A 20,489-nucleotide genomic window follows, 5' to 3' on the forward strand; every position below is an offset into this window, starting at 1 on the left:
CACCCACGCGCCTGGAGATCTGCGAAGCGCAATCACCTTCTCGGAAACCCTCGCGAAATTTCGCAGTCGCGACGCCAGAGACCGAGGGTTAGATCATGCCTAGCATTCACCTTCCGGCCGCCCGCTAGCGGACCCTGGTCAGGTTCCGCGAAGGTGGGCGCAGACATGCTGGGCTCGTCAGGATCAAACTGCACTATGAGGCGGCGGTTCATACCGCGCCAGGGGAGCGAATGGACAGCGAGGAGCCTCCGAACGTTCGGGTCGCCTGCTCGGGTGATATCGACGAGGTTGTGCGGCTGATGCACGACGCTGCGGCGTGGATGTCCGCCAAGGGAACGCCCGCCTGGGACGTCGCGCGGATCGACCGGACATTCGCGGAGACCTTCGTCCTGAGATCCGAGCTCCTAGTCGCGAGTTGCAGCGACGGCATCGTCGGCTGTTGCACCTTGTCGGCCGAGGATCCCGAGTTCTGGCCCGACGCCCTCAAGGGGGAGGCCGCATATCTGCACAAGCTCGCGGTGCGACGGACACATGCGGGCCGGGGTGTCAGCTCCGCGCTGATCGAGGCTTGCCGCCATGCCGCGCGAACGCAGGGGTGCGCCAAGCTGCGGCTCGACTGCCACCCGAACCTGCGTGGCCTATACGAGCGGCTCGGATTCACCCACGTCGACACTTTCAATCCCGGCTGGGATCCAACCTTCATCGCAGAACGCCTAGAACTCGAAATCTAACGTCCGTTCGGGCATCGAGGTCCATGTCGGGGTGGGACGGGCCCGTGGCTTCAAGATCACTTGCAGTCCGACCGCGATGTCTTGGTTGCGCGAGAGGTTGTCGATATCCTCCACTTCCATCATCAACCCTGGATAATGCCGCCGCCGTCATCGCCGCCGACGCCCGTGCCGGGCTTTTCGGGCCTGTCAGGCTTGCTCGGCCTTCAGCCTGCCTGGGCGAGATCTCCGGCGGACGGATTAACGGCGGAGCTTCGCCGCCTTTCGTGCGTGTGAAGGCCGAAGATAGTTCTCTCAAAAACATCCGTTTATGAGAGATACCAAATGTCATTTTCAGAAGACGACTGCACCAGTTGATTGGGCGTAATGGCTGTTGTGCAGCCAGCTCCTGACAGTTCAATATCAGAAGTGATCTGCACCAATCTCGACTATGCTCAATACTTGTGTGGGCTCTGTTGCAAAAATCGTGAAGCTTGAGCATGCTTGGCGGAGATTGGACGGACGGAACGATGACGGATTTCAAGTGGCGCCATTTCCAGGGTGATGTGATCCTGTGGGCGGTGCGCTGGTATTGTCGCTATCCGATCAGCTATCGCGACCTTGAGGAAATGCTGGCGGAACGCGGCATTTCGGTCGACCATACGACGATCTATCGCTGGGTCCAGTGCTACGCCCCGGAGATGGAGAAGCGGCTGCGCTGGTTCTGGCGGCGTGGCTTTGATCCGAGCTGGCGCCTGGATGAAACCTACGTCAAGGTGCGGGGCAAGTGGACCTACCTGTACCGGGCAGTCGACAAGCGGGGCGACACGATCGATTTCTACCTGTCGCCGACCCGCAGCGCCAAGGCAGCGAAGCGGTTCCTGGGCAAGGCCCTGCGAGGCCTGAAGCACTGGGAAAAGCCTGCCACGCTCAATACCGACAAAGCGCCGAGCTATGGTGCAGCGATCACCGAATTGAAGCGCGAAGGAAAGCTGGACCGGGAGACGGCCCACCGGCAGGTGAAGTATCTCAATAACGTGATCGAGGCCGATCACGGAAAGCTCAAGATACTGATCAAGCCGGTGCGCGGTTTCAAATCGATCCCCACGGCCTATGCCACGATCAAGGGGTCGTTTGCGGGAGGGGGCGGAATCCTACGCTAAGGCTTTGGCCAGCGATATTCTCCGGTGAGATTGATGTGTTCCCATCCGAGCGGCGAAACATGGGCCAAGAGATCGGGCGATAGCAGCTTTCCATCGCGTTTCTGGTTTGCAACGACCTCGCCGAGCTTCATGGTGTTCCAGAAGATGATGATGGCGGCGAGCAGATTCATGCCGGCGATGCGGTAATGCTGGCCTTCGGCGGAACGGTCGCGGATTTCACCGCGGCGGTGGAAGCTGATTGCCCGCTTCAGCGCATGATGAGCTTCGCCTTTGTTGAGCCCGATCTGGGCACGCCGTTGGAGTTCGGCATCCAGAATCCAGTCGATCATGAACAGGGTGCGCTCGACGCGACCGACTTCCCGCAGGGCTGTCGCGAGCTCGTTCTGCCGCGGATAGGAGGCGAGTTTCCGCAGAATCTGGCTTGGCGCGACGGTCCCGGCAGCAATGGTGGCGGCGATGCGCAGGATGTCGGGCCAATTGCGCTCGATCATGGCTTGGTTGACCTTTCCGCCGATCAACGCTCGCAGGTGCGCCGGGGCGGCCGACGGATTGAACGCGTAGAGCCGTTTGGATGGCAGGTCGCGGATGCGCGGAGCGAACCGGTAGCCGAGAATGGCACATGCGGCAAAGACGTGATCGGTGAAGCCGCCCGTGTCGGTGAACTGCTCGCGGATATGGCGTCCAGCATCGTTCATCAGCAGGCCATCGAGGATGTAAGGCGCTTCGCTTGCCGTTGCAGGAATCACCTGGGTTGCGAACGGCGCATATTGGTCGGAGACGTGGCTATAGGCTTTCAGGGGTCTGACGCTCAGTGGAACGAAAACTCACGTTAAGCAACGTTTTCTGCCTCTGACGCCTCTTTTAATGGTCTCAGATGACCTTTGGTCACCAGTTCTGCCAGCGTGAAGGAATAATGGCCGAGCATATTGATATGTCCGTGGCAAAGCGGGGTTCTAAGCGGGAATCCCAGAAAATTCCGTCATTCCGTATGATGAAAATTCAGTCGACTCCTCGCTTGACGTGACGAGCGCCAAAAGCCTGCCGCATCTGCCTGGCGCGCTCGAGCTCATCGCCATGCAAATACATCGACGTCGTGGCGATCGACGCATGGCGTAGGTTGTCGCGCACCGCGGTGAGCTGAGCTCCCCGGGCCAACGCATGGCTGGCATGACTGTGACGCATCCAATGAGGCGTGGCACGGCGCAGCTTTTCGGCGGCGACCGGATGATCGGCCTCAATGGCCTCAGCGGCTTGCGTAAAGAATCTTCGCAACACGCACCAAAGGTGAGGGCCGGTGATGCCGGCATTACCGTCTTCCCCAAGACTGCCCACCAGGGGCGTTTTCGGATTCCACCGTTCCCGGCTGACTGGCAGTTGACGCTGTGCCAAGTATTGGTCCAGCGCCGTATACGCGAGCGGCGGCAAGGCCACCTTACCTGGTTTGCCACCTTTGCCAACCAAATGCAGCCAGTGGTCACCGTGCTCGTCGAGGCGGACATTACCCAGGACGGCGCCGACCAGTTCGCTAGCGCGCAGGCCCGTGGCATAGCCGAAGTCGAGCATGAAGCGCAGGCGTTGTGCTGCCGGCTCGGACCAGCCGTAGGACCATTCCAGGCCGTCTGCAATGGCGCGCAGCAGTAGCCATTCTCCCTCGGTAAAGCCTCGCGCCGTATCCAGTGCGGGCCGCAAGGCGTGACCGCGTACCTTGACGCCGGCGAAAGGGTTGGCCAGCACATAGCGCTGCTCGATGAGCCACCGGAACAGCGCCGAGAGCACCGTCAGCGCATACGCTGCCGAGCGTGCGGACAAGCCGCCCGAGAAGGGGCGCCATTCCACCGAATCGCGTGGTCGAGGTGGCCCCACCCAACGCTCGCGCGGGGTCGGGTGCCGGACAAAGGCCCGGTACGCGATTGCATCGTCCGTGGTCAGGGATGATAGCGCCCGTCCGCGTTCGACGATGGCCCACAGGATTAGCCGCGCAGCCTCCTTGCGATAGGCGCGCTGTGTGGCGACAGTCTCGTGCAGCGCCAGCCAGGCCTGCACGGCCTCGTAGTCGTTGGTCGCATTCAGCGTGCAAGCGTTGCGCGGGGCCCGGAAATTGCCCTGCGAGCCGTCGACTTCGTTCGGCAGACGCAACTGCTCCCACGGCACGATGCCGCTGGGCTGAATAATCGGGATCAGGGCCCGGGCGCGCTCGGTGAGCTGCGGATGTGCGGCAAAGAAAGCCTCGACCTGCCGGGCGCCTGTCATGCCGAGTCCCTCGATGGCTTTCCACCAGCCACGCCGGCGGGGAATGCGCACGGTCAGCGCCGAGAGGGTGTGGATACCGTACGCCTGCAGTGCCCTGACGGTCCTCGGAGACAGCCACTGGTCGATGCTGTCGCTGATCTGGGGCTTCGGCGCCGGCAGCGTGGGCAAGAGCCGGATCGCGCGTTCGACGGCACCCGCGCGCCCCTGTCGCTCTTCGGGGGCGTGCTGGAACACGTCGGCCAGATCCGGCCGGTGGCGGCTGTTGGCGAAAACGATGAGCTGGCGGCGGATATGCCCCAGCATCCCTCGCGCTGATTGACCGGCGGCCTTGCGTGCCGCCAGGTAGTGTTCAACGGCCGCGCGAGAGCTGAGTCCCGCGTACCAGCCGCGCAAGGCAGCCAGCGAATCCGCATCGGGAAAGCCGACTGGGGTAGAACTCGAAGCCGTAGTCTGGCCCGTTTTCATATGGACAGGTTGCGATTCGAAAAGCGAGTAACGCGATAATAACGATTATTTCAGTAGAATCGAAAATGCCCCATGTTTCTACGAAACCTCAAGATAGCAAGAACGGGCCATGAGCAAGAAGAACAAGCTACTCAGCGTCCTATCCGACGCCGAACAGGAGGCCTTGTATGGCCTGCCGGAGTTCGATGATGCGCAGCAGCTGGAATATCTGGCTGTGACAGAAACCGAGTTGGCGCTTGCCAACAGCCGGCCCAGTCTTCATGCCAAGGTCTATTGCCTCTTGCAGATCGGCTACTTCAAGGCCAAGCATGCCTTCTTCAGTTTCGACTGGGACGAAGTCGAGGACGATTGCGCTTTCGTGCTGAGCCGCTATTTCCACGGCGAGGTGTTCGAACCCAAGGCGATCACCAAGCATGAACGCTACACCCAGCGCGAGCAGATCGCCAAACTATTCGGCTACTGGCCGTGGTCGGCCGCCTTCCTGCCGCAGCTCGAGCAGCAGGCCGCACGGACCGTGCGGCGTGACGTAACGCCGGGGTTCGTCGCCGCCGAGCTGATCGTCTGGCTCAATGAGCACAAGATTATCCGGCCCGGCTATACGACCTTGCAAGAGTTGGTCAGCGAAACGCTATCCGCCGAGCGCCGGCGCCTGGGCAATCTGCTGGAGCAAGCGTTGGACGAATCTGCCAAGGCCGCGCTGAGCCAGCTTCTGGTCCGTGATGACACCCTGTCGCAACTGGCGGCGCTCAAGCAGGACGCCAAGAATTTCGGCTGGCGCCAGATGGTCCGCGAGCGCGAAAAGCGCGCCACGCTGGAGCCGCTGCACGCAATCGCCAAGACACTGCTGCCTAAACTCGACGTCTCGCAGCAGAACCTGCTGTACTACGCGAGCCTGGCAAACTTCTACACCGTCCACGACCTGCGCAATCTGAAGGCCGATCAGACCCAACTCTACCTGCTGTGCTATGCCTGGGTACGCTACCGGCAGCTCTCCGACAACCTGGTCGATGCGATGGCGTACCACATGAAGCAGTTGGAGGACGAAAGCAGCGCTGGTGCCAAACAATCCTTTGCCGACGAGCAGGTGCGCCGTCAGCAGGAAACGCCGCGGGTAGGCCGCCTGCTGTCACTCTACGTTGATGATAGCGTGGCCGATCCCACGCCCTTCGGCGAGGTGCGGCAGCGCGCCTACAAGATCATGCCTCGCGATACGCTGCAAACCACGGCGCAGCGTATGAGCGTGAAGCCGGCGAGCAAGCTGGCCTTGCAGTGGCAGGCGGTGGACGGGCTGGCCGACCGCATGCGCCGCCATCTTCGTCCACTGTACGTTGCGCTCGACCTCTCCGGCTCCAATCCAGACAGTCCATGGCTTGCCGCGCTGGCCTGGGCCAAAGGTGTTTTTGCCAAGCAGCAGCGGCTGTCGCAACGGCCACTCGACGAGTGGCCCGCGGCGACACTTCCGAAACGCTTGCGGCCGTACCTGCTGACCTTCGACGCCGACGGTAAACCAACCGGCCTGCACGCTGACCGCTACGAGTTCTGGCTGTACCGCCAGATCAGGAAGCGTCTCCAATCGGGTGAACTCTACCTCGACGACAGCCTGCAACACCGGCACTTCTCAGATGAACTGGTTGAGATGGACAGGAAGATCGATGTGCTCGCAAAAATGGAGATCCCCTTCCTGCAGCAACCCGTCCATGCCCAACTCGATGCGCTGACTGCCGAACTGCGCACGCAGTGGCTGGCGTTCAACCGCGAGCTGAAACAGGGCAAGCTGACGCACCTCGAATACAACAAGGACACGCAGAAACTGACCTGGCGCAAGCCCAAGAGCGAGAATGAGAAAGCGCGCGAAAAGGCATTCTACGAGAAGCTTCCGTTCTGCGACGTGGCCGACGTGTTTCGCTTCGTCAACGACGAGTGCAAGTTTCTGTCGGCGTTCACGCCCATGCAGCCGCGCTACGCGAAGAAGGTCGCCGACGCTGACAGCCTGATGGCGGTCATCATCGCGCAAGCGATGAACCACGGCAACCACGTCATGGCGCGCACCAGCGACATCCCGTACCACGTGCTGGATAGCGGCTACCAGCAGTACCTGCGCCAGGCAACGCTGCACGCGGCCAACGACTGCATCAGCAACGCCATCGCCACGCTACCGATCTTCCCATACTACTCGTTCGACCTCGAAACGCTGTACGGTGCCGTCGACGGGCAGAAATTCAGCGTCGAACGGCCGACCGTGAAGGCGCGCTATTCGCGCAAGTACTTCGGGCGCGGCAAGGGCGTGGTCGCCTACACGCTGCTGTGCAACCACATCCCGCTCAACGGCTACCTGATCGGCGCGCACGACTACGAGGCCCACCACGTGTTCGACATCTGGTATCGCAACACGTCGGACATCATGCCGACCGCGATCACCGGCGACATGCACAGCGTCAACAAGGCCAACTTCGCCATCCTGCATTGGTTTGGCCGGCGGTTCGAGCCGCGCTTCACCGACCTCAACGCGCAATTGAAAGAACTCTACTGCGCTGACGATCCAGCACAGTATCAGGCGTGCCTGATTCGGCCAGTCGGGAAAATCGACTGCGATCTCATCCATCGCGAGAAGCCGAACATCGACCGGATCGTCGCCACACTCGGGCTGAAGGAAATGACGCAGGGCACGCTGATCCGCAAGCTGTGCACCTACACCACGACGAACCCGACGCGGCGCGCGATCTTCGAGTTCGACAAGCTCATCCGCAGCATCTACACGCTTCGCTACCTGCGCGATCCGCAACTGGAACGCAACGTGCACCGCTCGCAAAATCGCCTCGAGTCCTACCATCAGCTACGCTCGGCCATTGCCCAGGTCGGCGGTAAGAAGGAACTGACCGGTCGCACCGACATTGAAATCGAGATCAGCAACCAGTGCGCACGGCTGATCGCCAACACGATCATTTTCTACAACTCGGCAATCTTGTCGCGGCTGGTGACCAAGTACGAGGCGGCCGGCAACAGCAAGGCGCTGGCACTCATCACAAAAATTTCGCCTGCGGCATGGCGGCACATCCTGCTCAACGGGCACTACACCTTTCAAAGCAGCGGCAAGACGATCGATCTCGATGCGATCGTCGCAGGCCTGGAACTGGAGTGACGGAATTTTCAGCGGTTCCGTGTTAGCAGCAGTGTAAAACTGACCCACCCCAGCGAAGTAAAACTGATCCACCTGGGCTAGTTTGGCGGCCTTTTCGAGGCCGTCGATGTTGACCCAGGAGCAAACCGTGGAAATCAGAGTTCTTGCCCGACAGGGCCACTCCATCCGGCACATCGCCCGCACGTTGGGGGTCTCGCGCAATACCGTGCGCCGCTACCTCCGCGATCCGTCGGTAGCGCGATACCAGCCCCGTGAACCACGCCCCACCAAACTGGGGCCATTTGAATCTTATCTGCGGCAACGGGTCGAGCAGGCCCACCCCATCTGGCTGCCTGCCACCGTCCTGAATCGGGAAATCCGCGCTCAAGGGTATGGCGGCGGTCTCTCGTTATTGCGCGCCTTCCTCGCCACGCTCAAGCCCGCCCGCCGCGAAGCAGGTCCGGCCGTCCGTTTCGAGACCGAGCCCGGACGGCAGTTGCAGGCTGATTTCGTGGTCTTGCGCCGGGCCAGATCCCCCATGTCGGCCTTCGTCGCCACGCTGGGATACAGCCGCATGACGTTTGTCACCTTCGTACCGGACGAATCCTTCGAGTCCGTGCGGGACTCCCTGTTGCTGGCTTTTGACTATCTGGGCGGTGTGCCCCGCGAGGTGTTGTTCGACAACATGAAGACCGTGGTGCTGGAACGCGATGCCTACGGTGACGGCAAGCACCGTTTTCACCCCGGCTTGCTTCAACTGGCCGATGACCTGGGGTTCCGGATCCGGCTGTGTCGCCCGTATCGGGCCCAGACCAAAGGCAAGGTCGAGCGCTTCAATCGCTACTTCCGCGAGAGCTTCTACAACCCGTTGCTGACCCGGATGAAGGGCACGGGGCTGCTGCTCGATTGTGCTGCTGCCAACCGACGCGTCCGTGACTGGTTGGCAGACGAGGCGAATGTGCGGGTCCACGCCACCCTGAACGAGCGCCCCATCGACCGTTGGCGGCAGGAGCGGGAACACCTGCAACCCTTGCCATCCCGTGTGCGGCGCGACGAGGCCCCCCTGCTGGATAACAGTCTCCGCCCGGTACCACTGGAATCTCTCCAGCACCCACTGTCTGTCTATGACGCAATTGGGGAGGCCTGCCGATGAACCTCCAGCATGAGCGGATCGACGCCCTGTGCCAGCAACTCAAACTCGAACGGGTGGCAACGCATTACCCCGTCCTGGCGCAGCAGGCGGTGCGCGAGGACTTCAGCTTCACCGACTTCCTGGAACACCTGTTGCGGCATGAAGCGGGGTGTCGCCAGCAGCGCAGCCGCGAACTGCTGACGCGGATGGCTTGCTTCCCGGGCATCAAGACCCTGGAGGACTATGACTTCAGCTTCAACCCCGGCGTGCCCAAGGCACTGGTGCAGGAGCTGGGCAGTCTGGCGTTTGTCGAACGGGCCGAGAACGTGGTGCTGATCGGACCCTCTGGCATCGGCAAGACCCACCTCGCCATCGCCTTGGGTTACAAGGCCGCGCAAGCCGGGGTCAAGACACGCTTCATCACGGCAGCCGACCTGATGCTGCAACTGAGCACGGCGCAGCGACAAGGGCGGCTGAAGGAATACTTCAACCGCGCCATCCTCGGTCCACGGCTGCTGGTGATCGATGAGATCGGCTACCTGCCTTTCGGACGCGAGGAAGCGAACCTGTTCTTTCAGGTGGTGGCGAAGCGCTATGAGAAAGGGGCGATGATCCTGACCTCGAACCTGCCGTTCAGCCAGTGGGCCGACGCGTTTGCCGGCGATACCACCCTGACAGCCGCGATGCTGGATCGGCTGCTGCACCATGCCCATATCCTGACCCTGAGCGGCGAAAGCTACCGCTTGAAGGACAAGAGGAAGGCGGGAGTGGTCAGGAAAAATTCCAAACCCGAATGATCCAGGTGGGTCAGTATTACTTTGGTGATTCAGGGGTAAAGTGGGTCAGTTTTCAGTTGGTGTTGACACCGGCGTACCCTCGGTGCTATCTTCGCGCCCCAATAGTCGGGGCTTGGCCAGGACTTCCTGAGGCCGTCCGTAACGTGGATGCCGAGGTCAGGCGAGGTGGCCGACCCATGAACGCCGACCTGATTCGTTTTTCAATAGCGCTGGACGTTGTGGTGCCAGGGACTTACCAACCCGATGTGTGCCCATCCGGGGCAGTTACAGCCGTTACAGCCTCTGGAGAGGGAGCGGCTTGCCGCTCGGTGATAATCCCAGCTGTAGCGGCCTGATTACATCCGGCCGCTACACCTAGCTCCACCTTCAAACAAGGAATATCGTTGATGTCACTGTATCGCCGTCTAGTTCTGCTGTCTTGTCTCTCATGGCCGCTGGCTGGCTTTTCTGCCACCGCGCTGACCAACCTCGTCGCGGAACCATTCGCTAAACTCGAACAGGACTTTGGCGGCTCCATCGGTGTGTACGCGATGGATACCGGCTCAGGCGCAACTGTAAGTTACCGCGCTGAGGAGCGCTTCCCACTGTGCAGCTCATTCAAGGGCTTTCTTGCTGCCGCTGTGCTGGCTCGCAGCCAGCAGCAGGCCGGCTTGCTGGACACACCCATCCGTTACGGCAAAAATGCGCTGGTTCGGTGGTCACCCATCTCGGAAAAATATCTGACAACAGGCATGACGGTGGCGGAGCTGTCCGCGGCCGCCGTGCAATACAGTGATAACGCCGCCGCCAATTTGTTGCTGAAGGAGTTGGGCGGCCCGGCCGGGCTGACGGCCTTCATGCGCTCTATCGGCGATACCACGTTCCGTCTGGACCGCTGGGAGCTGGAGCTGAACTCCGCCATCCCAGGCGATGCGCGCGATACCTCATCGCCGCGCGCCGTGACGGAAAGCTTACAAAAACTGACACTGGGCTCTGCACTGGCTGCGCCGCAGCGGCAGCAGTTTGTTGATTGGCTAAAGGGAAACACGACCGGCAACCACCGCATCCGCGCGGCGGTGCCGGCAGACTGGGCAGTCGGAGACAAAACCGGAACCTGCGGAGGGTATGGCACGGCAAATGACTATGCCGTCGTCTGGCCCACTGGGCGCGCACCTATTGTGTTGGCCGTCTACACCCGGGCGCCTAACAAGGATGACAAGCACAGCGAGGCCGTCATCGCCGCTGCGGCTAGACTCGCGCTCGAGGGATTGGGCGTCAACGGGCAGTAAGGCTCTGAAAATCATCTATTGGCCCACCACCGCCGCCCTTGCGGGCGGCATGGATTACCAACCACTGTCACATTTAGGCTAGGAGTCTGCGCGGCAGAGCCGTGTGACCGGTTTTCTGTAGAGCACTGACGATGGCGGCGGCGCTCTCTGCAATTGGCAAGGCGTCGGCGCCAAGGATACCAATCTTGCGGCGCGCGGCGTGTTATGACGACTGGGGTGCATTTGAGCCGCCCCATTTAACCTTCGCCCTCACAGATACGCCATTCGCCTCAGATTTAGCGCCATGCAGACGAGCTTCCACTCGGCTTGCACCTTGTCCAGGCCCCTCATGCTGAACTGACGCAATCCCATCACCGCCTTGATCCAACCATTCGGAGCCTCCACGATCGACTTGCGCCGGCGGTAAGCTGCATCGCCTTGCTCCGTTTTCAATTTCGCCGCAATCGCCGCCGTATGCGGATGGGTCTTGGCATTGACCTTGGCATCTTCACGTCCCTCGCGGCCGAGGGCAACGATGACATCGCCGTGGTGATCGGCGACCTTTGCCAGAACAGCCTCACTACGGAATCCCGCATCCGCCAGCGTCTGGGCCGGCATTTCTCCGGTGTTGGCCTGAACTGCTGCCAGCATGCCCAGCAGCGCCTGACTGTCCGCGGCGCAGTTGGTCAACTCCGCCGCCACGATGATCTGGTGCTCGGCATCGACCGCTGTGTACCCGTTGTAGCTCTGCTCGGAGCCACCACCGGCGTGTTTCATGATCCGGCTGTCCGGATCGGTGAAGCTTTCCTGATCACGGTCATCCGGCACACCAAACTCGCGTTTGTACGAGCCACCGCCCTTGTCCGAGCCATCCGGATGGCGAGGCCGGCGGCCATCGTCTTCGCTGCGCCCCCGGGCCTGGTCCGCTTCACGCTGGCGCGCTTCCAGGCGCGCCTTTGCCGCCTGGATCGCCTCCAGGCGCTTCTCGCGGCGAGAAATCTCGGCAGGAATGTCCAGCTCCGGCTCGTTACGCTCCTGGTCGTCGGTAGCCTTGGCGCGATCAAGCAGCGCCTTGATCTCGCAATGCAATTCGTCCTCGGCCGGCTTCATGCGCTTATAGCTCATCGCCTTGTGGCGGCTGGCGTTGGCTTTTACCTTGGTGCCGTCGACCGCGATCGTGCCAAGCTTCACCAGCCCACATTCGCGCGCCAGTTGCACCACCTGAACGAACAAATTCTCAAGCTCGGTCAGGTGTAGGGCACGGAAGTCACTCAGCGTGCGGTGGGCCGGGAAGTTTCCAGCGGCCAGCACACGCAACGCGACATCCTCGTACAGCTTCCTGGCTAGTTTGCGCGAAGAGAAGACGCCGCTCGCGTAACCATAGATCAGCACTTTGACCATCATCGCCGGATGAAACGGCTGATTGCCCGGACCACCGCCGGCATACCGGGCGTGGAATGCGCTCAAGTCCAGCGTATCGACAGTCTCGCTGATGAAGTAGGCAAGATGCCCTTCAGGTAGCCACTCTCCCAGAGAAGGGGGCAGCAGATAGGATTGGTCGGGTCGGTAAGGAAGGTAACTGGCAGCCATCCCCGTATCGTCCTCGATCTTCCGCCGATTTGGCTTCTGCCGCGCAGGCTCCTAGGCCACCGTAGCTAAACATACGAGAAAAACCGCTTCTTGAGCGCTCTCTGAGACCACCTTGCCGACAACGCAGAAACGGTTGCGGAAAAATCGGCGTTTCCGGCGTACGCCACCCGACCTGGACGAACTATTGCGGACCTGGAACTGGAGTAGCGGAATTCCCCGGGGTTTCAGCGTCGCGCCACAGCGCCTCAGATAGATGCGGTAGCCTTTGGCGGGTCGTCATGCCGCGGACCACCCCCCCAAAAAATTCCACAATGCGGAATGGCGGAATTTTCTGGGGTTCCCGCTTACCCCCCCAAAGCGGGGAGAGGCGTGCGATATCTTCATCATTCAGTGTTTCACCCTGCGCCCGGAGATGATCCAGAGCTGCCTGCATATAAATAGTGTTCCATAACACGACGGCGTTAGTGACCAGCCCCAGAGCTCCCAACTGATCTTCCTGACCGTCGGTATATCGTTTTCTTATCTCACCTTTTTGACCGTGACAGATGGCTCTGGCAACTGCATGACGGCTTTCTCCCCGATTAAGCTGGGTCAGAATGCGCCGGCGGTAATCTTCATCATCAATATAATTAAGCAGATACAGCGTTTTGTTGATGCGCCCCACTTCAATGATTGCCTGAGTCAGTCCGGAGGGACGTTCACTTTTCAGCAATGAACGGACCAGCACTGAGGCCTGTACTTTGCCCAGCTTCAGGGAGCCTGCGGTCCGGATCATTTCGTCCCACTGAAGGACTATTTTTCGGGGATCTGATTGCCCTCTGGCAATATCATTCAGCACGCCATAGTCGGCATCATGGTCCATTCGCCAGAAAACCGAAGCACCGGCATCAGCCAGGCGTGGAGAAAACTGGTATCCCAGCAGCCAGAAAAGGCCAAAGACAAGATCGCTGGCACCTGCCGTATCGGTCATAATTTCGGTTGGATTCAGCCCGGTCTCCTGTTCCAGAAGGCCTTCCAGCACAAAGATAGAGTCCCTCAGCGTCCCCGGTATAACGATGCCATGAAAGCCGGAATACTGATCGGACACAAAGTTGTACCAGGTGATCCCTCTGTTATTACCAAAGTATTTGCGGTTCGGTCCGGCATTGATTGTTCTGACTGGCGTAACAAAGCGCATTCCATCTGCAGATGCCACTTCTCCTCCACCCCATATCTGTGCCAGTGGCAGCGTTGCCTGAAAATCAACCAGTCTGGCATTAGCGCTGGTGATAGTTTCAGCCCGCAGATAGTTCGCTTTTGTCCAGTTCAGCCGGTGTCGGGTCAGTGCAGGAACATTTGATCTGATCAGTGGTTCCAGACCGATATTGCAGGCTTCAGCCATCAGCACGGCGCTGATGCTGACGGGCAGATCATCAACTCTGGCACTGGCTTCACTGGCATGGAAAAACTCATCAGCAAATCCGGTATGGGCGTTAATTTCGAGCAGCAACTCCGTTAAATCCACCGGAGGGAGCAGATCACTGATCATTTTGCTCAGTCGTTTCAGACTGTCCGGCTCATCAAGACTGGCGAGGGGAGAAATTGTCAACCGGGGCTTCGGGCCAGAAACATCGAGTTCGACAGCCTCATTTTCGCCAAGACGTGCAGCAACCTGTCTGTAACGACTATCAAGCTGATGGCCCAGAGATTTTATTGCTTCCTGCGGGTCTGTCGGGTGCCCCAAAGAACGATAAACCTTAATCCGATTTGCCTGCCAGTCAGCACCCTGTAGTAATCTTGCACGAGGATCTCCCCACCGGTTACTGCCGGTAACGTAGACATCCCTCCGTCTCAGACTATCCTGCAGTTTACTGAGAAAGCAGAGCGTGTATCCCCTTCGGGTGATATGTTTTTCCTTGTTAATCACCAGCCGTTTCCATGACTGACTGATGATTTCCGTTGGTGCGTCGTCAAAAAACTGCCGCCGTGAGCTGAACTCCCGGCTGAGGTAGTCACAGGCATTCAGAGTGGTAACCCCGGCAGGTGCGGATGAAAATTTAACGGTATTCAGCAGATGGGGCAGGAAACGACGAACGCGCCCGTACTGCTCCACCATTTCGTCATGAAAATTATCGTCTGAGGGCCGGGCAATTTCACGGACAAGCGTGATGATTTCAGCCAGCTTTTGCCTAGGGATGTAGCTGAACACCTCAGCACGAATCGATTCGTCCGGTGTTTCTTCTTTCAGCAAGTACGAACATGCGCTGGCGAGCGCCAATGCAGATTTATCCAGATCCTTCAGCGAGCGGAGCCGTTTTTTCTGCCCAATCTTTCTGGCGTCACGGATGATAACGGCCAGCATGGCGTCCAGAACGTCCAGTGCATCATCCAGCGCCAGCGTTTCCCATGCAAGGACAAAGGCAACCAGAACCGCCATCCTTTTCTGCGGTGACATCCTGGCAATATTGAACACCGAAGTCATACCAGCATAACGTGCGAGATTTTTCAGGCGCACAGCCGGGAGTGTACTCAGGTTTTCAGCATGCAGGCCAAAATCGTTCAGAGTTTTCCAGCGTTCAATTGCTTCATTAAACGCCGGACCACTGATGGTCACAGGGCCTTTTTTCAGTGATTCCAGTAAAGACAGGCGGCTGCAATCAGTTGGCCCCAGCAGCATCTCCAGCTGTGAACGCTGTTCGGCTGACGGTATCAGTGCCAGTTTGTTCCACAGGCGCAACGTCGCCTTTTCCCTTACCTCTGAAATCAACCGGGTCAGCGTGGTGGCTCCGGGGAGAATAATACGATGTTGCATAAGCCACCCTGTCGCCAGGTCGAAAAGCAGGCCAGGACGTTCGTTGCTTATCCAGCTCCGGGTATATAAAAGACGGGTAAGGCGAAATGTCCAGGGCCAGGCAAATTCACGATACTGATAGTGCTGACGTATCAGCGCTGCATGCTCACGGCGGGTATTTTCCCTCTGACCGTATTCTGCAAGAACGGTGATATCACGAATCCCGAGCTGTCTGGCGGTAAAATGCCGGACGCCGGAAGGAATATGATTCATGTCAGTAAGAAAAGTGCCCAGAAAACGCACACACCCGATTTGCAGGGCAATACCAAGTCGATTGTGATCACCCCGGCTTTTCCCGATAAATTCTTTATCCGCTTCATCAAGATGAAAATAACGCGCCAGCTGAAGTTCATCGGGTTCGCCAGTGAACCTGCCATAACTCTCAACCTGCTCAGTGGTCAAAAAATCAACGGGCATATCGGCCTCCCTGCCTGACGGCTTTTTTAACACAACTGCAACCGTTCGAAATATTATAAATTCTCGGACACACTAAAATGGTGTTGTCTAGGTGTCTATTAAATCGATTTTTTGTTATAACAGACACCCACTGTCCGATATTTGATTTAGGATACATTTTTATGCGACTTTTTGGTTACGCACGGGTATCAACAAGCCAGCAGTCCCTCGATATTCAGATCAAGGGGCTTAAAGAGGCGGGGGTGAAAGCCAGTCGCATATTTACCGACAAAGCATCCGGCAGTTCTACCGACAGGAAAGGACTGGATCTGCTGCGAATGAAGGTGGAGGAAGGTGACGTCATCCTGGTGAAGAAACTCGACCGGCTTGGCCGCGACACTGCCGATATGATCCAACTGATAAAAGAATTCGACGCTCAGGGAGTCGCGGTCCGATTCATAGACGACGGGATCAGCACCGACGGTGAAATGGGGAAAATGGTTGTGACCATTCTTTCAGCTGTAGCCCAGGCCGAACGCAGGAGGATTCTGGAGCGTACGAACGAAGGACGGCAGGAGGCCAGGCTGAAAGGTATCCGGTTTGGCCGAAAGCGCATCATCGACAGAAATAGTGTACTGGCACTTCATCAGCAGGGAACTGGTGCAACAGATATTGCCCGCCGGCTCAGTATTGCCCGTTCCACTGTTTATAAAATTCTGGAAGATGAGAGCCGGGTTAATCTGAGCAAAATTTGAGGACGAACATGAGTGATGTAAAGGCATTCAACAATTGCATGAGTGTGTTCTGGCGACAGCATGAAGCCGAATTCTCTCGCTTTCTGACATCGAAGACAGGTGATAGCGAAAAAGCAGCAGACCCGGAGAAGACGAAGGTGATTATCGTGACGCTTGCCGAAACGACACCTGTACTGGAAGCCGCTAACCTGCAGCAGGATCTACGCCGAGCTGGCATCGAGCCGTGGGCATGGGTCGTTAATAACAGCCTGGCAGCTGCTCAACCGTCTTCGCCTTTCCTGAAGATCAGGGCGAACCGCGAGCTGCCTCTCATCTCTGATGTGGAAGAGCAGTATGCAAAGCGTATTGCATTAACAGCGCTACAGAGCGAAGAGCCGGTTGGTATTGACCTGCTGGAAGAAATGGCGAAGTAATAATGAAGGGGGCAAATGCCCCCTTCGTCTTTATTTCAGTCTTTTACCTGAATCATCAACGACTTTTTCACCGTCTTCCTTGGTGAAAGCCGCTTTCTGGGCATCTGGAAGGATATCGAGAACAACCTCTGAAGGACGGCAAAGTTTAGTTCCCAGTGGCGTCACTACGATCGGACGGTTGATCAGAATCGGATGCTGTAGCATAAAGTCGATGAGCTGGTCGTCAGTAAATTTATCTTCTGCAAGACCCAGTTCCTCATACGGCTCGACGTTCTTACGCAGCAAAGCCCGGACGGAAATGCCCATATCCGCAATGAGTTTGAGCAGCTCATCGCGTGAAGGTGGAGTCTCAAGGTAAAGAATAACGGTCGGCTCGATACCGCTGTTGCGGATCATCTCCAGCGTATTACGCGACGTGCCGCAGGCTGGGTTGTGATAAATGGTGATGTTGCTCATATCAGTATCTCATTACAAAGTGAAAGAGAGACGTAGCGCCAGCGCGGCCAGCGTTACAAACAGCACAGGCAGAGTCATGACGATCCCGGTGCGGAAATAGTATCCCCATGTGATGGTCATGTTCTTCTGTGAAAGGACATGCAGCCAGAGCAACGTTGCCAGGCTACCAATAGGTGTAATTTTCGGTCCAAGATCGCAGCCAATCACGTTGGCAAAAATCATCGCCTCTTTGATAACGCCTGTTGCAGTGCTGCCATCAATAGAGAGAGCACCAACCAGCACGGTAGGCATATTGTTCATGATGGAAGAGAGGAAAGCCGTCAGGAAGCCAGTACCAAACGTCGCGGCCCAAAGTCCTTTATCTGCCAGCACGTTCAACACACCGGAGAGGTATTCTGTTAGTCCGGCATTACGCAGACCATAGACCACCAGATACATTCCCAGAGAGAATATGACGATCTGCCATGGCGCACCGCGAAGCACTTTGCCAGTGTTAATGGCATGGCCTCGCTTCGCCACCGCAAACAGAATGACAGCCCCTACAGCAGCAATCGCACTGACCGGGATACCCAACGGCTCAAGGACGAAAAAGCCAACCAGAAGAAGGATCAACACTATCCAGCCGGTTCTGAAGGTTGCCAGATCTTTAATCGCTTTTGCCGGTGCTTTCAGGAGAGCCAGGTCGTAAGTTGGCGGAATATCTTTGCGGAAGAACAGATGCAGCATCACCAGCGTGGCGATAATGGCTGCGATATCCACCGGCACCATTACCGACGCATACTCAGTGAAACCCAGCCCAAAGAAGTCTGCAGAAACGATGTTAACCAGGTTGGACACGATAAGCGGCAGACTGGCCGTATCGGCAATAAACCCGGCGGCCATGACAAATGCCAGCGTAGTGCCTTTGCTGAAACCTAATGCAAGCAGCATGGCGATAACAATTGGCGTCAGAATCAATGCCGCACCATCGTTGGCAAACAGTGCCGCCACCGCTGCGCCGAGCAAAACGATATAGGTAAACAGCAAACGCCCGCGACCGTTACCCCAACGTGAAACGTGCAGCGCCGCCCATTCGAAAAAGCCCGATTCATCGAGCAGAAGGCTGATAATAATCACGGCAATAAAGGTCGCCGTCGCATTCCAGACAATATTCCACACTACAGGGATATCACCAAAATGGACTACGCCAGAGATCAGCGCCAGTACCGCGCCCAGCGTCGCACTCCAGCCGATCCCTAATCCCTTCGGTTGCCAGATAACCAAAACGATGGTCAGGACAAAAATAGCGCCTGCCAGTAACATAAATCCTCCAGACAGGACGGCTTTGCCGCCCTGTATATACAAAAAAAATTAAACAACCAGCTCTCTGAGTTTCTCGATGCCAGTGGGCTCTGCAGCCATTACCGGTACTAACGCTATGCGGCTTGCATGCTGGTTTTTCACAACCTCGATTTGAGGACGCTCTTGTAGGGCGCGCTGGCAAAGCAGCGGCGATTGCGTCTGTGCAATCGAAAGGCTGTTATTGATAATCCAGCCCCAGGGATGAATCCCCGCACGTTCAAGATCGGACTGCAGGTTTGCCGCTTCCAGTACAGGTGTGGTTTCAGGCAGAGTGACCAGCAAAACTTTAGTACGTTCCTGGTCCTGAAGCTGCATCATCGGAGTGGTAAAATGACCTTTATCCCCCATCTTCCTGGCAATCTCACGGTGATAAGCCCCGGTAGCATCAAGCAGTAATAGCGTATGCCCGGTAGGTGCCGTATCCATGACCACAAACCGTTTGCCAGCTTCACGAATTACGCGTGAAAACGCCTGGAACACCGCAATCTCTTCTGTGCAAGGAGAACGTAAATCCTCTTCGAGCAGCCGTTTCCCAGCCTCATCCAGATCCCTGCCTTTCGTCTCAAGAACATGCTGACGATAGCGTTCAGTTTCATCGTGAGGGTTGATTCGGCTGACCTGCAGATTTTTGAGGCTGCCATTGAGCGTTGTACTGAGATGTGCAGCAGGATCTGAGGTGGTGAGATGCACATCAAAACCCTTATCCGCCAGACTGACGGCGATAGCCGCAGCCATTGTGGTTTTGCCCACACCACCTTTGCCCATCAGCATAATCAAACCGTGTTCACTGCGGGCGATATCATCAACCAGGACAGACAACGACATATTCTCTGGCTTGTTCTGTGGGCTTTGTTCAGGAAGCGATGTTATCTCAGCGTGTTCGTTGAGCAGGCCTTTCAATGCGGATACACCAACCATGTTCAGCGGCTGCAGGTATAAGTTGTCTGTCGGCAAATCAGATAACCCGGCAGGAAGATTTGCCAGCGCCTCTTGCTCCCGTTGCCATATTGCAGCGGCCAGTGCATCACGTTCTGCTTCGCTCGCAGGCAGGACACCGTTAATGACTAAATACTGATTTTTAAGGCCAATAGCTGATAATTCGTCATGAGTACGAGCGACTTCCTGCAGTGTTGATTTTTGCAATCGCGCGACCAGCACAAGGCGAGTTCGTTCAGGATCGGATAATGCCTCAACCGCATGAGCATATTGCTCGCGTTGTTTTTCCAGCCCAGCCATTGGACCAAGACAGGAAGCACCATCCGGGTTACTTTCGATGAAGCTGCTCCAGGCTCCGGGAAGCTGAAGAAGGCGAATAGTGTGGCCAGTTGGGGCAGTATCAAAAATGATGTGATCAAAGCGGGTCAGCAGAGAAGCGTCAGTCAGTAAGCCAGTAAACTCGTCGAATGCAGCGATCTCTGTCGTACAAGCTCCTGAAAGCTGTTCACTGATGCTGTTAACAACGTCATCAGGCAAAAGACCTTTAATAGGGTCAACGATTCTGGCGCGGTATTGCTGGGCGGCGTCCTGCGGGTCAATCTCCAGAGCCGAAAGACCAGACACAGCAGTCACGGGCTGGATAGTGTTACCGATAGTCTGATCGAATACCTGACCGACATTGGAAGCCGGGTCGGTACTGACAAGCAGAACACGCTTTCCCAGTTCAGCCAGACGTATAGCCGTTGCGCAGGAAATCGAAGTTTTGCCTACACCTCCCTTACCGGTGAAAAACAGGTAAGACGGGATATTCTCTAAGAATTTCATATGTCCTCCTGACATACTCAACAACAGGAAGTTTTACCACCACAGCAACTGGTGGAAGCTAAACCCAC

The 20,489-nt window shown here is 57.6% G+C and carries 13 protein-coding genes and 3 pseudogenes; 9 read left to right on the forward strand and 7 right to left on the reverse strand.

Annotated elements, in window-relative coordinates; all coding sequences use genetic code 11:
- The 3 genes and pseudogenes from ACHHZ7_RS24500 to ACHHZ7_RS24510 all read left to right on the forward strand — a co-directional run.
- Positions 1-103, forward strand: a pseudogene (locus ACHHZ7_RS24500) (sulfonamide-resistant dihydropteroate synthase Sul1); the annotation flags it as partial.
- Positions 104-230: 127 nt separating this feature from the next.
- A complete protein-coding gene (locus tag ACHHZ7_RS24505) occupies positions 231-731 on the forward strand; it encodes a GNAT family N-acetyltransferase (protein ID WP_000376623.1) in 501 nt (166 codons plus the stop codon).
- Positions 732-1,237: 506 nt separating this feature from the next.
- Positions 1,238-1,837, forward strand: a pseudogene (locus ACHHZ7_RS24510) (IS6-like element IS6100 family transposase); the annotation flags it as partial.
- A gap of 29 nt (positions 1,838-1,866) precedes the next feature.
- Here ACHHZ7_RS24510 and ACHHZ7_RS24515 read toward each other — a convergent pair.
- Positions 1,867-2,667, reverse strand: a pseudogene (locus tag ACHHZ7_RS24515) (Tn3 family transposase); the annotation flags it as partial.
- A 202-nt stretch (positions 2,668-2,869) separates the two neighbouring features.
- Positions 2,870-4,585, reverse strand: a complete 1,716-nt coding sequence (gene tnpR, locus ACHHZ7_RS24520; protein ID WP_004152391.1) for a Tn3-like element Tn4401 family resolvase TnpR — start codon at positions 4,583-4,585, stop codon at positions 2,870-2,872.
- Positions 4,586-4,694: 109 nt separating this feature from the next.
- Here tnpR and tnpA point away from each other — a divergent pair, with 109 nt between their 5' ends.
- The 4 genes from tnpA to ACHHZ7_RS24540 all read left to right on the forward strand — a co-directional run bounded on the left by tnpA (position 4,695) and on the right by ACHHZ7_RS24540 (position 10,900).
- Positions 4,695-7,724, forward strand: coding sequence for a Tn3-like element Tn4401 family transposase (tnpA, locus tag ACHHZ7_RS24525; RefSeq protein ID WP_004152392.1), 3,030 nt, complete (start codon positions 4,695-4,697; stop codon positions 7,722-7,724).
- Between the two features lie 106 nt (positions 7,725-7,830).
- On the forward strand, positions 7,831-8,856 hold the full coding sequence (gene istA / locus ACHHZ7_RS24530; RefSeq protein WP_004199214.1) for an IS21 family transposase: 1,026 nt from the start codon (positions 7,831-7,833) through the stop codon (positions 8,854-8,856).
- Positions 8,853-9,632, forward strand: coding sequence for an IS21-like element ISKpn7 family helper ATPase IstB (istB, locus tag ACHHZ7_RS24535; protein ID WP_004152394.1), 780 nt, complete (start codon positions 8,853-8,855; stop codon positions 9,630-9,632). The genes istA and istB overlap by 4 nt, the downstream gene beginning before the upstream one ends.
- Before the next feature lie 386 nt (positions 9,633-10,018).
- A complete protein-coding gene (locus ACHHZ7_RS24540; protein WP_015062847.1) occupies positions 10,019-10,900 on the forward strand; it encodes a carbapenem-hydrolyzing class A beta-lactamase KPC-4 in 882 nt (293 codons plus the stop codon).
- A 249-nt stretch (positions 10,901-11,149) separates the two neighbouring features.
- On the opposite strand, the gene ACHHZ7_RS24545 is transcribed toward ACHHZ7_RS24540, so the two are convergent.
- Positions 11,150-12,469, reverse strand: a complete 1,320-nt coding sequence (locus tag ACHHZ7_RS24545) for an IS1182-like element ISKpn6 family transposase (protein WP_004152397.1) — start codon at positions 12,467-12,469, stop codon at positions 11,150-11,152.
- Positions 12,470-12,650: 181 nt separating this feature from the next.
- Positions 12,651-15,716, reverse strand: coding sequence for a Tn3-like element Tn3 family transposase (locus ACHHZ7_RS24550; protein WP_022650076.1), 3,066 nt, complete (start codon positions 15,714-15,716; stop codon positions 12,651-12,653).
- A gap of 161 nt (positions 15,717-15,877) precedes the next feature.
- Between ACHHZ7_RS24550 and ACHHZ7_RS24555 the strand changes: the two genes are divergently transcribed.
- Positions 15,878-16,450, forward strand: coding sequence for a recombinase family protein (locus ACHHZ7_RS24555; RefSeq protein ID WP_001556711.1), 573 nt, complete (start codon positions 15,878-15,880; stop codon positions 16,448-16,450).
- An 8-nt stretch (positions 16,451-16,458) separates the two neighbouring features.
- Positions 16,459-16,863 carry an ArsA-related P-loop ATPase gene (locus tag ACHHZ7_RS24560; protein ID WP_004118313.1) on the forward strand — a complete coding sequence of 135 codons (405 nt, stop codon included), beginning with the start codon at positions 16,459-16,461 and terminating at the stop codon, positions 16,861-16,863.
- 30 nt (positions 16,864-16,893) lie between these two features.
- On the opposite strand, the gene arsC is transcribed toward ACHHZ7_RS24560, so the two are convergent.
- The 3 genes from arsC to arsA are packed head-to-tail and all read right to left on the reverse strand — an operon-like array spanning position 16,894 to position 20,421.
- On the reverse strand, positions 16,894-17,319 hold the full coding sequence (gene arsC / locus ACHHZ7_RS24565; RefSeq protein ID WP_000065758.1) for a glutaredoxin-dependent arsenate reductase: 426 nt from the start codon (positions 17,317-17,319) through the stop codon (positions 16,894-16,896).
- Between the two features lie 12 nt (positions 17,320-17,331).
- Positions 17,332-18,621 carry an arsenite efflux transporter membrane subunit ArsB gene (gene arsB / locus ACHHZ7_RS24570; RefSeq protein ID WP_000922630.1) on the reverse strand — a complete coding sequence of 430 codons (1,290 nt, stop codon included), beginning with the start codon at positions 18,619-18,621 and terminating at the stop codon, positions 17,332-17,334.
- A 48-nt stretch (positions 18,622-18,669) separates the two neighbouring features.
- Complete coding sequence (gene arsA, locus ACHHZ7_RS24575) at positions 18,670-20,421, reverse strand: arsenite efflux transporter ATPase subunit ArsA (protein ID WP_001556710.1); 1,752 nt, start codon at positions 20,419-20,421, stop codon at positions 18,670-18,672.
- Positions 20,422-20,489: the final 68 nt, after the last annotated feature.

Origin of the sequence: Citrobacter freundii complex sp. 2024EL-00216, from assembly GCF_043945515.1 — a bacterium.
Taxonomy (GTDB): domain Bacteria; phylum Pseudomonadota; class Gammaproteobacteria; order Enterobacterales; family Enterobacteriaceae; genus Citrobacter; species Citrobacter portucalensis.

Coding starts and splice junctions, on each gene's coding strand:
- ACHHZ7_RS24505 (WP_000376623.1), top strand. CDS start 231: ATGGACAGCGAGGAGCCTCCGAACGTTCGGGTCGCCTGCTCGGGTGAT.
- tnpA (WP_004152392.1), top strand. CDS start 4,695: ATGAGCAAGAAGAACAAGCTACTCAGCGTCCTATCCGACGCCGAACAG.
- ACHHZ7_RS24545 (WP_004152397.1), bottom strand. CDS start 12,469: ATGGCTGCCAGTTACCTTCCTTACCGACCCGACCAATCCTATCTGCTG.
- istA (WP_004199214.1), top strand. CDS start 7,831: ATGTTGACCCAGGAGCAAACCGTGGAAATCAGAGTTCTTGCCCGACAG.
- istB (WP_004152394.1), top strand. CDS start 8,853: ATGAACCTCCAGCATGAGCGGATCGACGCCCTGTGCCAGCAACTCAAA.
- arsA (WP_001556710.1), bottom strand. CDS start 20,421: ATGAAATTCTTAGAGAATATCCCGTCTTACCTGTTTTTCACCGGTAAG.
- ACHHZ7_RS24540 (WP_015062847.1), top strand. CDS start 10,019: ATGTCACTGTATCGCCGTCTAGTTCTGCTGTCTTGTCTCTCATGGCCG.
- tnpR (WP_004152391.1), bottom strand. CDS start 4,585: ATGAAAACGGGCCAGACTACGGCTTCGAGTTCTACCCCAGTCGGCTTT.
- ACHHZ7_RS24550 (WP_022650076.1), bottom strand. CDS start 15,716: ATGCCCGTTGATTTTTTGACCACTGAGCAGGTTGAGAGTTATGGCAGG.
- arsC (WP_000065758.1), bottom strand. CDS start 17,319: ATGAGCAACATCACCATTTATCACAACCCAGCCTGCGGCACGTCGCGT.
- ACHHZ7_RS24560 (WP_004118313.1), top strand. CDS start 16,459: ATGAGTGATGTAAAGGCATTCAACAATTGCATGAGTGTGTTCTGGCGA.
- arsB (WP_000922630.1), bottom strand. CDS start 18,621: ATGTTACTGGCAGGCGCTATTTTTGTCCTGACCATCGTTTTGGTTATC.
- ACHHZ7_RS24555 (WP_001556711.1), top strand. CDS start 15,878: ATGCGACTTTTTGGTTACGCACGGGTATCAACAAGCCAGCAGTCCCTC.